The organism is Allobosea sp. Root670 (genome assembly GCF_001429415.1).
GTDB lineage: Bacteria > Pseudomonadota > Alphaproteobacteria > Rhizobiales > Beijerinckiaceae > Allobosea > Allobosea robiniae.
On the sequence record NZ_LMJU01000012.1, the window covers coordinates 243,960 to 257,578 of the forward strand.

Genomic DNA, 13,619 nt, shown 5'->3' on the forward strand with positions numbered 1-13,619 from the left:
TATCGGAGCGAGGCTGGTGCGATCAGCCGTCGTCGCCGCCTACCCCTTCAGCAGCAGGAGCACCGCAGCGTCGAATTCACGGCGGCGGATGACGCGGCGCTCGGCCGCTTCCTCGTCCTGTCCCCAAATCCCGATCTGGTAGTCTTCGTCGAGATGAGCAGCATCCCAGACCGCGTCCGAATCGATCAGCCCGTTCGCCAGTGCGAGCATCAGGATGGCCGAGCCGGTCAGGGTCATGACGTTATGGGCGCCCGCCAGCGCCAGCGGGGCGGGGATCTTCCCGACCTGATGGGTCACGGCAGCGAGCGTGCCTTCCGGCTGCTGCGCGAAGACGATGCCTTCCGCCAAGAGGAAGCGGGCGCCGATCAGCGCCTCGATATCGCCGAGGATCGGCTGCCAGACCTGGTTCTGCCGTTCGACGAGCGCCTCGGGCTCGCCGGCGCGGTAGCAGAGCGCGTCGGAGCCGGCATAGCGGACGATTTCGGCGCGCACGGCCTCCTGCTGGTCCTCGACGCCGTCGAGTGCCGAGTTGACGAGCCGGGTCAGCGGCATCCGTGCGGGATCGATCCGTTCGCTTTGGGCCTGCCATTCGGCCGCGAGGGCCTCGGCTACCGGGCGCGAGCCGACCGCGAGAGGCTTGCGGGCCGGGGTCCGCGCCGTCTTGCCGTCGAGAGCGACATGGAAGAGGCCGTCGCGCTCCAGCACGCCGGCCTCCTTGTAGAAGCGGGCGGGCAGGGGATTGCGCATCGCCTGCTGGGCCGCGGCGACGGGGTCCGGCTGGCTGGCGCCGGGGGAGCCGAAACGGGCGAGGAAATCGTCGGTGGACATGGCCCCGCCATAGCGCATTCGCGCTCGGCAGGAAACGGTAGCTCAGGCGGCGCGGATGCGGCCGAGGAACTGGGCGACCTCGCTGTCGAGATGCACGGACTGGAGCGAAAGCTTGTCGGCGGATTCGGCGACATGGCCCGCAGCCTCGTCGGTTTCGGCGGCGATGCGGCTGACGATGTCGATATGGCCGGCGGCGAAGACGGTCTCGTCGGCGGCGCGCCGGATGATCTGGGCGATGCCCGCGGCCGCGGCATTCTGCTGCTCGACCACGGTCGCGACATTGCCGGAGATCTGGTTGAGCGAGCCGACCGTCGCGTTCATCGCGTCGATCGCATCGATCGCCTCGGTGCTGGAATCGCGGATCGCGCCGATCTGGCTCTGAATCTCCTCCGTTGCACGCCAGGTCTGGTTGGCGAGCGACTTGATCTCCTGGGCGACGACGGTGAAGCCGCCGCCGGAGCGGCCGAGACGGGCAGCCTCGATCGAGGCGTTGAGCGCCAGCAGGTTGGTGTGCTTGGCAATGGTCGAGATCGCGTCGGTGATATCGCCGACCTGGCCGGCCTTGCGCGACAATTCACCGACCGTGTCGAGCACGGCGCGGGCCTGTCGCGTGGTCTCGCCGACGACGCGGGTGGTTTCCGCGACCTGGCGGTCGACCTCGGCGAATGAATGCGCCAGTTCCGCCGTGCCCTGCGTGACGGCGACGACATTGGACGAGGTCTGGCGCGAGGACTGCGAGGCGGCGCTGGAGCGTTCGGAGACTTCGAGGGCGCCGGCCTTCATCTGCTGCGACGCGATGCGCAGGGATTGCACGGAGGCGATGACGTCGCGGGCGATCCCGGCGATCTCGCGTTCGAAATCGTCGGCCACGGCGTGCAGGACCTGGCGGCGAACCAGTGCGCTCCTCTCCGTGGTTTCGGCGAGATTGCGCCTGGCCTCGTCCGCCGCAGCGCGGGCGACATCGGCCTCGTGGCGTTCGCGCTCCGAGACTTCGAGCGACTGGCGCAGCGACCAGACCACCCAGCTCAGCGCGACCGACTGCACAGCGACGATCGCGCCATGCAGCAGGACGCGGTCGATCTGGTTGCCGCCGAGGAAGACGCCGCTGGGTTGCAGCAGGCTGAAGACGAGGTGATGCAGGACGATGGCGAGAGTCGCCGGGATGAAGATGCGCCAGTCGAGCCAGCCGGCGAGCACAGCCAGCATGGCGAAGAAATACATGTGCATGTCGGACTGATAGGGATGCCCGGCGAAGGCATAGACCAGCAGCATGACCTGGCCCATGGTCACGATGCTGGAAACCTCGCGGGTCATCCAGCCGGTGCGGTCTATGCGCCAGATCATCGTTCCGAGAGCGGCCAGCGCGATGCCTGCCAGCGTGATCGCAGGGCCGTGCAGCGGCGAGAAGGCAGGCGTTCCGACCGCCAGCACGGCGGCATTCGCCCAGAGGATCGCGATCAGGAAACGGGAGAAGCGCTCGCGAAAGCGCGTGACGGCGTTCATCGGCTGCTCCCTGCGGCGCTTCCGGTGCAAAGCCGGGCAAAGGCGGCGTCGATGACGAGCCAGGCTCCGGCTCCGTAGAGGGATGAGACGAAACCGTCGCGCTCGCCCATCGTGAAGGCGACGGCGGCGGCGGTATCGATCTGCAGGAGGCTGCCGCTGGCCTCGGTGACGGCTTGCGCGATATCGGCCGATGCGGTTCCAGCGGGGAAAAAGGCGGCGATCGGTCGTCCCGGCACCGGCCAGGCCGCAATCAGGAGCGCGGCGATCGCCATAGCGACACCGCAGACCAGGCCGAAGCCGATCTCGCGCATAGGGTCCCCCCGGTTGTCCGATCATAAAACGGAAACCTAGGCGGGCAGATTACGGAGGTCGGCTTTATGCTTGGTAAATTACTCCATTACGTTGCGGCATGTTTTCAGGATCGGCTCAATGCCCGAAACGATCCCGCCAGGCAGGCCTGGCGCCGGCGAAGGGCAGGGCCGTTGCCGCGTGGACGCCGCGCGCCACGGCGCGGGCCAGCACATCGGCGGCCGTGGCGCAGAGCTCCGTCATCGCGAAAGCGTCCGAGGGTGCGCCGCTGTAACCCGTTGCGGCGGCGAAGACGATGTCGCCGTCCAACGGGGCATGGGCAGGGCGCAAGGCACGGGCGAGGCCATCATGCGCGGCGAGCGCGAGGCGCCGGGCCTGCGGCTTGGTCAGGACGGCGTCGGTCGCGACCAGCGCGATCGTGGTGTTCTGGCCGGTGCCGCCCTTGAAGCGCAAAGCGGTGTCGTCCGACGTGATTGCGGCAGGCCAACCGATGCCGCCGAACTCACCATCGCACTCATAGGGTGCTGCCCAGAAATGGGGGCCGTCGCCGATCGTGGCCGTGCCGACGGCGTTGACCGCAACCAGTGCGCCGACGATCTGCCCTGTCGCGGCCCGCGCGCTCGCCGAGCCGAGACCGCCCTTGAGATTGGCGGTGGTCGCGCCGTAGCCGGCACCGGCGGTTCCGAGCGCGAATCTGGCGGACGCCGCGGCAGCAGCCTCGGCCCCGAGCCGGGCATAGGGCGTTTCGCCTTCGCCGCGGGCCCAAGGCTTGTCGCCGCCATTCATCAGGTCGAACAGGATGGCCTGCGGGACGATCGGCACGCGGAAGGCGCCGACCGGAAAGCCGCGCCCCTCCTTCGCCAGCCAGCGCATCACGCCATCGGCGGCCCCGAGCCCCCAGGCCGAGCCGCCGGAGAGAACGATGGCGTCGACATGCTCGACGGTCATCTCCGGATCGAGCAGCGCGGTATCGCGGGTGCCGGGCGCGCCGCCGAGCACGGCGGCGGAGGCGATGGTCGGGCGCTCGAAGATCGCGGCGGTGACGCCCGTCCCTGCTGCAACGTCATGCGCATGGCCGACGAGCAGGCCGCGGACATCGGTGATGAGATTTTGCATTGAAAACCCGATGGCGAACCGAATCGCGCCGAAGGCGTTGTCGCTACATTACGATCTTTTCATCCGCTGGCCATTGCCGGGTCAGGCCGGCAGGATCAGGTTCACGCTATCGCCAATCGGCTTCGAGACCCGCTGCGCGACGCTTCGACTGGACTGTTCCAAGGAGATTGCCCGTGAAACCCATTGCCCTCATCGCCGCATCGTCGATCGCGATGCTCGCCGGCAGCTTCGCCCTGGCGCAGCCGCAGCCGGTTCCGCCCGCGGGTGGCAGCGACCAGAAGCAGGAACGCAGCGAAAGCCGTGAACAGCGTCGCGACGAATGGCGCGAGCGTCGGGCCGAGCGCGCCAAGGAGCGGATGGAAGAGCGCTTGTCCAAGGTGCGCGCCGATCTCAAGCTCAGCCCGGAGCAGACGGCTCTCTTCGACAAGGTCGAGGGGCTGATCAAGCAGCGCAGCTCCGAGCGCGGCGAGCGCTGGCAAGCGATGCGCGAGCGGCGCGAGGCGCTGCGCCATGCCGATCTGATGGAGCGCCTCGACGCCACCGCCAACCGGCAGGGCGAGCGTGCAGCCCGCTCCAAGGAATTGGCCGATGCCGTGCGCCCGCTCTGGACGACACTCAGCGACGAGCAGAAGACGGTGCTGCGCCGCTCGGTGCGCGAGGCCATGGCGGAAGGGCGCGAGCGCTTCCGCGAGATGCGCGGCTGGCGTGGTGGCTGGCATGACAACGACCGTGGCGACCGCTGGGAGCGCGGCGATCGTGGTGACCGCGATGGGCGCAGGCACTGGCGGGATCGCGACGACCGGAACGACGACTGAGCGCTGACGTCGGCCCATTCCCAACAGGTCCATGACTGAAAAGAGCCGCACCCTGTCTGGGCGCGGCTCTTCGCTTCTGGCTCGCGGGCGCCCGGTCTCAGCCGCCGACCGCGTCCGAGACGCATTTCTTGGTGAAGCTGTTCTTGGCGGCGCCGGCCAGCTTCCTGTCGGCGGCCTGCTTGTCGCAGGCGGCGCCCGCATCCTTCTCGCATTTGGTCAGGAAGCTCGTCTTCGCCGCACCGGCCAGCTTCTTGTCCGTGGCCTGAAGGTTGCAGCTTTGCGCCTGGGCGGCGCCGGCCATGCAGCACACAGCGAACGCGGTCAGCAGAAGTCTTTTCATGCGAATCTCCTCTCCGGGGAGATGACGCTACGCTACCGTACGGCTGGGAGATATGGACAGGAGCGCTTTCCGCCCTGCTTTCGCCAAAATCCCTAACACACGGAATTCAAAAGGAATTCAGGCATTTACCATATCCATTCAGGTTGGATTCACGCCTCGCCGTTTACGCTTTGTCAGTGATTGCGATGCGAGAGGTGAGCCATGAAGCAGACATGGTCATGTTGGGCGATGCGGGCCTTCATCGGCTCGGTCTTCATCGTCTGCCTGTTCGGGCCCTATGCGCTGTCGATCCTGATCGGCTGCGTGGGAGTGGGCTGCTATTTCTTCCGCAACGAAGTCGGCTCGCATCTCTGAGCCGTTGCACGCCTGGTTCCATTCCCGGCCGAAACCGCTTTTCGTCGCCCAGCCGCGCGCGGCGCATTCTACCTGATCCGGCGCAGGTGACAGGTCTTCACCTTGCCGCCACGGCCATCCGAGCGCCAGACGCAGCCTGAACGGGCCGGGGCGCGATCATAGAGATAGATCTCCGCGCGCCGCTTACGATTGAAGCTTTGATTGGAAAAGTCGTGCCCGCCGACGCGGACATTGCGTCCGAAGCGGACTTCGGCCGACGCGCCTGATGATAGCGCCACGTTCCATCCCACCGCCATCGAGAGCAGGAACGCGGCGGTCGCCAAAGCGCCGAACGTCGCTTTCAAAACCCTCATGCCATTCTCCCGGTCGCGATCGGTGGGCGCATCATGCCGCCAAACCGGCTATCGCCAGAACGAAAAAGGGGACGGCCCGAAGGCCGTCCCCTGAATGTCGTCTGCGCCCCGAAAGGCCAGGGGCGTTGTCGCCGATCAGCGCGAGTAGAACTCGATTTTTGAAGCACGTACCTCATTGAAGATATTGACGTTGAACCCCTTTTTGATACGCATGTGGGGTAGAATACGTGGGGGAGGGTGTGGGGTGGTCAAGGTTGCTGGCTATCTTGAGAAGCGCGGGCCGGGCTTCGTGGCGGTGGTCGAAGTGCCCCCGGCGAAGCGCGTGGCAGTTGGTGCGAAGCGGTTGAAGAAAGGGCTTGCCACACGTGACAAACACGTCGCCGAGGCACGACTTCCAAAGGCCCTGCTGGAGCTGCACGCTCGCATTGACGAACTCTGCCGGCGACGACCAGAGACCGACCTCTTGACTGCCGAGGCGCTGGCGTTGCGCGAGCATCTTCAAGGCGTGAAGTCTGGGGGAGGAGTGTACACCACAACCCGACTGTTCGACCCTGACACGGGCCGCGACGAAGACATTGAGGTGGAAATCGCGGGGGATGTCCTCGTCGATCAAATCCAAACCCGAGGCGAGGCGATCCAGCAAGAGCAGGGGGCAGCTCGCGCCAAAGCCTTCGCGGACATGGCGTTTGGAAGAGCGACCCCACTGCTTCATCATATGGAAACGTGGCTTGGCGAGCCGGGAAAGCGCGGAACGCTGCGGGCTCCCCGGACTGTTCGCGAGTACCGGGGGATGATGGAAGCCTTCCGCGACTGGCTTGGTGCGGAAGGGCATGGCAGCACGGTGGAGGCTGTCAGCCGCAAGGTTGCGGGCGGATACGTCAGCTCACTGCTCAAAGATGGTCTCAGCCCCGCTCGCATCAGGGACATCGCATCAGCGTTCTCGACCTATTGGGTGTGGCTGGAAAGGCGGGGCATCGCCGCTGAGGGCAGCAACCCGTGGCGTGATCAGGGCGTCCCCAAGGTAGCTAAGAGGGAGGTCTTCCTTGTCGGCGAGGATGCCGACGACGACAAGCCTCGTCCGTTCACTGATGACGAGCTGATAAAGCTCTTTGGCACGGCAGACGACGCGGGGCTGCGCGACCTAATGCTGTTGTCGTTACTGTCCGGGCTGAGGATCAATGAGGCGTGCTGCCTTACCAAAGGCCAATGTGGGGGCGGGGAGTTTGATGTGCGGGGGACGAAGACCCGTGCAGCGAGACGCAAGGTCCCCATTCATCCCGAGCTGATGGCCCTCGTGAAGCGGCGTACCGCCGACTGCAACCCCGATGAGTGGTTGTTCCCGGAGGCCGGAGAGCCCGACCAAGACGGGAAACGCGGCGCGAACATGAGTGCTTATTTCTACCGTCTGCGATTAGACGCTGGCGTGGACGACAGGCCGGGAGGTGTTGGTAAGTCCCGTGTTGATTTCCATTCATTCCGGCGTTGGTTCATTACGCAGGCGATCTTGGCCGGACAGCCGCCGCATGTTGTTCGACAGGTTGTCGGACATGAGCAGCCGAAGAACGACCCGACGCTCGGAACCTATTTCAAGGGGGAAATGACGGCGGCAAAGCGCGTCTGCGTCGATGCCGTGCAACTGCCATCAGCAGTACGCGAAGCCTATGAGGCAGCGTTAGAGCCGGCGATGTCTGACTAAAAATCCGAGGCCCCTGCTCGTACAGGCGGAACCGCAGCTTCCCCCGTAGGGCCGCCCTCACTGCCCTTCACGGGCACCGGCCGGGCGCATGACGAATGCCCTGCCGTCAGGCTAATGGCCTGTTGGGGGACCCGGTCGAGGGGATGGACACTGTCGCGTTGTCCCAAACAAAAGGGCACCCCCTGTTTCCAGAAGGTGCCCTAATGCATTCTCAGTCAGTGAAACCAGAAGAGCCAAGAAACCAAACGTGGATGAAATCCACATATGACCCGAAGGCGATAGCTTCTGCTATTCTCCGACTGGCTGGCTTCGAGAGTGAGTGTCGCGAACACGTTCGCTTCTCCATCTATCTCGATTGTGCGAGGGCCCTTGGTGTAGCCGCCGACGCACACAGACCAGCTGTGGGGGAGTTTTCAGTGGCCCTGTGGTGATCCCCCAACACGCTGCGGCTATATCGCGCGGTCAATCCGCTGCGGGCGAAATGGGGAGTCGCGTTCCGAGTTGCAAGAGGCGTGTTGGTCGATGCACCCTGCCTGCGACCTCAATGGCCTTTACCGGGTATGCCGGGTCCGACCGTAGAGCCCGGCCGCGACCGCCCCGGCTACTACCCTATCTGACATGGCAACAGCGGTTCCTGATGAGCAATCCGCGAGCTGCCCTCTACCGTACGATGGTGCAAGTACCGGTCACGACCGTTGAGAGGCTGAATGCGTAGAAGGTGACCATCGGCTTGCCGTCCCATGCCCGCACCCTGAGTACCTCCATGGATGCGGAGACTGGAGTGTTGCGGGGTGTCGCCACAAAATCATCTGTGCCCGAGCCCCGCTGCACGATGACCATTTGCTCTGGCTTGGCCGTGCCGTACCGAAGAACCCCTGTGGCCGTATCCACCAAGACATTCGTCCAATAGTCGGTCCAGAAGCTATTCTCATAAGGCCCCAATGTGCCGTCGTCTTTCGTGGTGAGGACCGTCTTTGCAGAGCACCGATACAGAGCATCGGTAGCGGACGCCGACGACACCGCGAGACCAGCAGAGACCATTGCTAAGATTACAGAGCGCACCAGTTCCTCCCGACCCGTTCGAGGTGACTGTTCGCACACACGGTTGAAACCGCAAGCGGCCAAGGGCTGTCACTTCGGGGTGCACTCTGCGGCGACATCGGAATGTTACGCCCAGAGCGTCACATCAGGGTTGACATCGGCCATTTGTTACGCCAACCGTTGTGGGTCTAAACCCTGATGTTGCACGAGGCTCTGCCATGACGAAGATCGGATACGCCCGCGTCTCGACTACGGACCAAGACTATGAGGGGCAGGTTGACCGGCTGAAGGCCGAAGGCTGCACCATCATCCGCAAGGAGAAAGTCAGCGCCGCAAGCCGGGATGGCCGTGACGAGTTGGCCGCAATCCTCGACTTCCTCCGCCCCGGTGACGAGCTGATGGTGACCCGGCTCGACAGGCTCGGCCGTTCGACACGGGACGTTCTCAACATCGTCTACGAGTGCGACCTGAAGGGGGCCTCACTCACCGTTCTGGAGCCCCATGTTTCGACCCGAGGCGATACGGGTCGGATCGTGCTCACTGTGCTTGGTATGGTTGCAGAAATGGAGCGGGGCTTCATCAAAGCTCGCCAGCGCGATGGCATTGCAAAAGCGAAGGCCGCTGGGGTTTACTCCGGCGGAAGGCGCAGGATCGACCCGAACAAGGTGCTGAGCCTCCGTGCAGAAGGCAAAGGGCCGTCAGAGATTGCTAAGACGCTTGGCATTAGCCGGATGCAGGCTCATCGCCTCCTGAAGGCGGGAGCGGCAGAGCACGTTCAAGAGCCGGGTGCAGAATAGCGGACCCAAGTAAAATTTTGGGTCGGGGCAGAGCCGTGGTTGTCTCCGCATGTTCAGGGCGTGGCAGTGCCTCACAACTCGATCTCAACGGCCAGACAAGAGGCATCGTCGTCGAGTTTCACGGAATCGATCGCGGCGAGTACAGATGTCCAGAATGTGGTGAAGTCCAAATTTGAGGAGGACAGCTCGGCAATCTGTCCACGTAACAATTTGCCGTGAAATCCATCCGTGGTCAGCAATAATCTATCCCCATTTTCAACCGTGAAATTTGTTTCAAACAAATCATAGTCTCGTCCCGCCGACATGGCTGAAAGCAGAACGTTTCGCCGTGGATATCTACGTGCTTGGTTCTTAGTAAGAACGCCATCATCGAGAAGTTTCTGCACTTCTGTTTGATCTCTGGTTCGCCCGAGAACTCCGGCCCCTCGATAATGCGAAATGCGCGTGTCCCCAACATGTCCAATAAATGCTTGGTCGCCGCTTATTCGTAAGACCGACAGCGTAGTGCTGATCGACTTTGCGGTTGGGTTCTCTGCTGCAATCTGTGAAAGCTTCTTGCTCACCTTAGCAAAAAGATCTGACATCGTTTCATCGTTAGAAGCCTGTTTGACCACTTCAAGACTGCTCCGTGCAGCCAGCCCGCCGAGTGCAGAAGAGCCTACGCCATCTGCAATTGCACACCAAACAGAATTTCCCGCTTGAAATGGGTAAAGAATGGCGTCTTGATTCTCGCCCTTTGGTCCCATTAGGCTACAGTGATGAAATTTCATGCGGGGCTCGCCGCAACGAGTTCATGGAGGACTGGATGAAGCTGATCTGAAGTGATTCTTATCGATCCCTCGACATGTCGAATACGCTGTGTAAATGGAAATGATCGAGCAACAATTTCAATCTTAATTCGCTCCGCGAGAGAGGCGTCGCATTCGTGTCCGGCCATCCGCATGAATTGCCGCTCAACGAGCCATCGATTGTGACTTGTGCCGAGATCAAGCATTGCAAGTGCAATCTTCGCCTTCAGGTTAAGATCTCCATGATCAAAGAAAATCTGCGCTTTATCGGAGATTACGTCGCAATAATCAAAATCAAAAGCGTTCACAGATGCGTAATCAGCATAAATTTCGCCGAGCCCATGAAACATATCAGGAGAGCTGTCATTCAGCGATTTGATATGACTGAGCGACAGCGTTCGCATAATGTTTGCATTTGATATGTTCTTGTCAGCGTTGTCATCAATCAAATTAAAGGTCCTGTCCCATTCGTCGTCGGACAAAGTTTCTTTGGCTTTGAGTATCGAAATCACTTCTTCCTCTTCTTGGGAGAAGAATTGGAGCACGGTATTGTCGAGAACGTCGAACAGGTCCTCACGGAGAGCGGCAATCGATCGGTAGCGACGGCGCGTGCTCGATTTCGTGCATTTCTCGATTATTGGCTTCAGAGGTCCGGCGACAGTCAGCTCGCTGTGCGGAATCCGCCCAGTTCCACCCCCAAAGATGTCGTGGAGGATCGCGCCGAACGAGTAGATGTCAGCTTGTTCCGTTGCGCGACGGAAATTGTTGGCGCATTCCGGCGGGCGGTAGAGCGGTGTGCCACCCGCCATGTTTGACACGGTAAGAGTTGAGGTCTGGCCAACTCCGGGGGTCGTTAAGCCGAAATCTGAAATGCTGTATCGGATCGTGCCATCTGGCTGTGGAAATTTTAAAACGTTCGCAGGCTTCAGGTCGCGGTGACGAAGTCCCTTTTGGTGCAGGGCCTCAAGACCGGCCAGAATGTCGAAGAGCGGCTTTTTGGGCGCACCCCCGAGTGTTCTGTCCGCCTCGAGATCGTCCTTCAGACTGCCAGCCGCCCGTGGCATCGCAAACCAAGGGGGACTGGCCGTCAGGTTATGCGCAACTACACGTACAACATTTGGGTGGTCCACCATCTGCTGGTATCTGACCTCACGCTCAAATCGCCGATTGAGGAGCGCGTGATCTTGCTGCTGAAATGCAGAGGGGTTCAGGTATTTAAGGGCATATTGGTTTCCGTCGTCTCCAACGGCCGCGTACACGATGCCGAAGCCGCCTCGGCCAATCTCCATTCCGGGTGTGAAATTCATTTGACCGTCGCCATCGCCAGAGTTGCTCGCAGTCAGCGCCTTTAGCACTTACGTGTTGGAGGTTGTAGAGACCTGTTCACGTAGCCCGGCCACGGGAAGTGGAGGGCTTCGAAGCACACAGCGCCGCATCACAAATCGGAATCGGTCGTGGCTGATCGATTCACTCTTGTCATTGGACGGTCCCGCCCCCGGCACGGCACAAATCTGCCACGGCCAATCCCGGCCTTGGACAGAGACCATGACGACACTGCGCACAGGCTTCCTTTCGCTGCCCCTTATCGGCTCCGCTCACGCCGCCCGTTGGGGTCATTCCCACGGCTTCCGCCTGTCCCTCGACCGCGCCACTGGCGAGGCCACCGCATGGCTCGGCCGTTGGGAAATCAATGCCAGCGGTATGAGCCGGGTCGGCATCGTCGCGGCGCTCCCTCTCCTGACAATGGGGGCCATGCTGGCGGCCCTCGCTGGGGTCCTGAAGGTGTCCCGAGCATGAGGCTGCGGGCAACTCAGCAGTTCCGCTTGTTCGGCGTCATCGGCGTGGCGCTGGTGCTCTCGGCTTGCTCGACCACGCAGACCGTCGTGCCGCTCGCGACAGACACCATACAGGTCACCGTCGCGGCCCATGGCGAATGCGACTTGGAGGCCGCCCGGAAGATCGCGGCCAAGCGCATCGCAGTCGAGACAATCCGGCGCGGCTTTGATGCCTACACGATCACCGGCAGCAGCTCGCGGTCCTTCAACCCGCAGCAGGAGTACACCGCGCGGCTCTACAAGGCAGGCGAAAGGCCCACGGCGTTAGACGCCCGCGCAATGCTCGGGACCGGTTGGTCGAAGGTCGTCGCTGAGCACGATGAACGAAGCTGCCGGGCCTGAGCACGGCGGCAAACAGCGACACCTGAAAGCCCCCTCTGCGGGGCTTTTTCTTTTCAGGGCAGCCATCTGCCGGACGGCCAGCGCCACCGCGCCGTTAGCCCCCACCTCCACTGCAACAAGCCAGAGGACCCACCAGCGTCATGCCCGATATCCCACTCACCAAGGCCATCGGTCTTGTCGAAGAACTACGGAAAATAGACCCCGAGTTGCCGATGCAGGTCGCCCACGTGCTGCTTGTCATCGCGAGATACCCCGGCCTCTGCCAGCGTGAGGTAGCCGCGCGGACGAAGATCGGCAAATCCAGCGCCTCCCGTATCATCGAAGGCTTGTCCGCGAGCGGGCGGGGCCTCGTGAGCGCGACTGAAGACACAGTAGACCGCCGCGTGAAGTTGCTCATGCTAACCGATCAGGGCCACCGGGTGGTGCGGAGGATGGTGAGCGGTCTCTAACGAGCCGCGCCTCGCGACCTCACGTCGATTAACCGCCACCTCCAGCCATAGGAGAACCCTTTGGCCGGGGGCTCAGTCGCGACAACGCCACCTATCACTCATGCGAGCATGGGGGGTAGGGGGGCTTGTCTGTCGTTCAAGACATTATTTCGAGTGAAGCTACTCGTATAGCAGCAGAAGTGCAGTGACTGCACCGGAGCGGGTCAGTGCAGTGGAGCTGCACTTCGATTTCCATCCACCATCACCCTTATCGGGGTAGACATCCTCTTATTATGATCTTGAAGAGTCGCCTTCAGGTGCCCGTATCGTGTTCACTTAGAGAACGCCTCCACTACATCCTTCCAAGAACAATCTCACTGTAGATTGATAGGGGGTGGCTCGGAGGTCTCAGACCACACCGGCGCTCAAAGGCCCACTACATCCGGCTTCGTCTTTCACCATCCGTCTCAACCATCACACCAGCAATCCAATCCCAATGACCCACATCCCCCTTCGTCCGACACGGCGAGGCGTTGATGAGAGGGGCCGCCCCGTCGTGCGCGTGCCACTCGCCTCGATCAACGCCCATGCCCTCCTCGACGCTGCCGACTTCGACGCGCTCATGGCACTCGGGGTCTCAGCAAACTGGAGCTTTTCCGGTCAGACCGTCCGCGTGGCGTGTCCGCCTCTCAACACTCAACGAGTGGCCCGGCTGATCGTGAACCCTCCCAATGGACACGCCGTCCGTCACCGCAATCGGAACGGCCTCGACCTCCGCAGGGAGAACCTCTTCACGGTCCCGCTAAAGCGCCACCCTGCGCCACCGCTAACCGGCAATCACCGGCCCCTTTAACGCACCGCTCGAAAACGGCCGTTCCGTCCCCAGCCTCGGCAACCCTACCACCGAGCCGACGACGGCCGTCGTAAGTCGCACCCGCACAGCAAGAACAGCCATCTATGATCATCACCATCTCCCCAGCCGGGAGAGGGCGCTTCCGCGCCTGCCTCGGCACCCGTCTCCTCTGCACATCCAACTCCCCATTCCTGTCCTCCGCCCGTATTCTTGTGCGAGAG

At 62.4% G+C, this 13,619-nt stretch carries 15 protein-coding genes; 7 read left to right on the forward strand and 8 right to left on the reverse strand.

Annotated elements, in window-relative coordinates:
• Positions 1-39: 39 nt before the first annotated feature.
• The 4 genes from ASE61_RS11070 to ASE61_RS11085 all read right to left on the reverse strand — a co-directional run bounded on the left by ASE61_RS11070 (position 40) and on the right by ASE61_RS11085 (position 3,756).
• Positions 40-828, reverse strand: coding sequence for an ATP12 family chaperone protein (locus tag ASE61_RS11070; protein WP_061967277.1), 789 nt, complete (start codon positions 826-828; stop codon positions 40-42).
• 42 nt (positions 829-870) lie between these two features.
• Positions 871-2,331, reverse strand: coding sequence for a methyl-accepting chemotaxis protein (locus ASE61_RS11075; protein WP_061966929.1), 1,461 nt, complete (start codon positions 2,329-2,331; stop codon positions 871-873).
• On the reverse strand, positions 2,328-2,603 hold the full coding sequence (locus tag ASE61_RS26805; protein ID WP_162260090.1) for a hypothetical protein: 276 nt from the start codon (positions 2,601-2,603) through the stop codon (positions 2,328-2,330). Before ASE61_RS26805 ends, ASE61_RS11075 begins: the two co-directional genes overlap by 4 nt.
• A gap of 154 nt (positions 2,604-2,757) precedes the next feature.
• The gene (locus tag ASE61_RS11085; protein WP_061966931.1) at positions 2,758-3,756 is read right to left on the reverse strand and encodes a P1 family peptidase; all 999 of its coding nucleotides are present in this window, start codon (positions 3,754-3,756) and stop codon (positions 2,758-2,760) included.
• 173 nt (positions 3,757-3,929) lie between these two features.
• Here ASE61_RS11085 and ASE61_RS11090 point away from each other — a divergent pair, with 173 nt between their 5' ends.
• The gene (locus tag ASE61_RS11090; RefSeq protein WP_061966932.1) at positions 3,930-4,571 is read left to right on the forward strand and encodes a Spy/CpxP family protein refolding chaperone; all 642 of its coding nucleotides are present in this window, start codon (positions 3,930-3,932) and stop codon (positions 4,569-4,571) included.
• Between the two features lie 97 nt (positions 4,572-4,668).
• Here ASE61_RS11090 and ASE61_RS11095 read toward each other — a convergent pair whose 3' ends face one another.
• Complete coding sequence (locus ASE61_RS11095; protein WP_061966933.1) at positions 4,669-4,911, reverse strand: hypothetical protein; 243 nt, start codon at positions 4,909-4,911, stop codon at positions 4,669-4,671.
• 201 nt (positions 4,912-5,112) lie between these two features.
• Between ASE61_RS11095 and ASE61_RS26410 the strand changes: the two genes are divergently transcribed.
• Positions 5,113-5,265 carry a hypothetical protein gene (locus tag ASE61_RS26410; protein ID WP_156407051.1) on the forward strand — a complete coding sequence of 51 codons (153 nt, stop codon included), beginning with the start codon at positions 5,113-5,115 and terminating at the stop codon, positions 5,263-5,265.
• A 68-nt stretch (positions 5,266-5,333) separates the two neighbouring features.
• Here ASE61_RS26410 and ASE61_RS11100 read toward each other — a convergent pair whose 3' ends face one another.
• A complete protein-coding gene (locus ASE61_RS11100; RefSeq protein ID WP_200959629.1) occupies positions 5,334-5,618 on the reverse strand; it encodes a hypothetical protein in 285 nt (94 codons plus the stop codon).
• Positions 5,619-5,862: 244 nt separating this feature from the next.
• On the opposite strand from ASE61_RS11100, the gene ASE61_RS11105 reads away from it, so the two are divergent.
• Together ASE61_RS11105 and ASE61_RS11115 are read left to right on the forward strand one after the other, a co-directional pair.
• Positions 5,863-7,314, forward strand: coding sequence for a tyrosine-type recombinase/integrase (locus ASE61_RS11105; protein ID WP_061966934.1), 1,452 nt, complete (start codon positions 5,863-5,865; stop codon positions 7,312-7,314).
• A 1,259-nt stretch (positions 7,315-8,573) separates the two neighbouring features.
• On the forward strand, positions 8,574-9,152 hold the full coding sequence (locus ASE61_RS11115) for a recombinase family protein (protein ID WP_061966936.1): 579 nt from the start codon (positions 8,574-8,576) through the stop codon (positions 9,150-9,152).
• Positions 9,153-9,223: 71 nt separating this feature from the next.
• On the opposite strand, the gene ASE61_RS25930 is transcribed toward ASE61_RS11115, so the two are convergent.
• Complete coding sequence (locus ASE61_RS25930; RefSeq protein WP_082617365.1) at positions 9,224-9,922, reverse strand: PP2C family protein-serine/threonine phosphatase; 699 nt, start codon at positions 9,920-9,922, stop codon at positions 9,224-9,226.
• Complete coding sequence (locus ASE61_RS25935) at positions 9,919-11,247, reverse strand: serine/threonine-protein kinase (RefSeq protein WP_082617366.1); 1,329 nt, start codon at positions 11,245-11,247, stop codon at positions 9,919-9,921. Before ASE61_RS25935 ends, ASE61_RS25930 begins: the two co-directional genes overlap by 4 nt.
• Positions 11,248-11,485: 238 nt before the next feature.
• Between ASE61_RS25935 and ASE61_RS11135 the strand changes: the two genes are divergently transcribed.
• The 3 genes from ASE61_RS11135 (at position 11,486) to ASE61_RS11145 (ending at position 12,566) form a co-directional block, all read left to right on the forward strand.
• Positions 11,486-11,737 (forward strand): hypothetical protein, encoded by a 252-nt coding sequence (locus ASE61_RS11135; protein ID WP_061966940.1) that lies wholly within the window; start codon positions 11,486-11,488, stop codon positions 11,735-11,737.
• Positions 11,738-11,763: 26 nt separating this feature from the next.
• Positions 11,764-12,117, forward strand: a complete 354-nt coding sequence (locus ASE61_RS11140) for a hypothetical protein (protein ID WP_156407053.1) — start codon at positions 11,764-11,766, stop codon at positions 12,115-12,117.
• A gap of 140 nt (positions 12,118-12,257) precedes the next feature.
• Positions 12,258-12,566, forward strand: a complete 309-nt coding sequence (locus ASE61_RS11145; RefSeq protein WP_061966942.1) for a MarR family winged helix-turn-helix transcriptional regulator — start codon at positions 12,258-12,260, stop codon at positions 12,564-12,566.
• Positions 12,567-13,619: the final 1,053 nt, after the last annotated feature.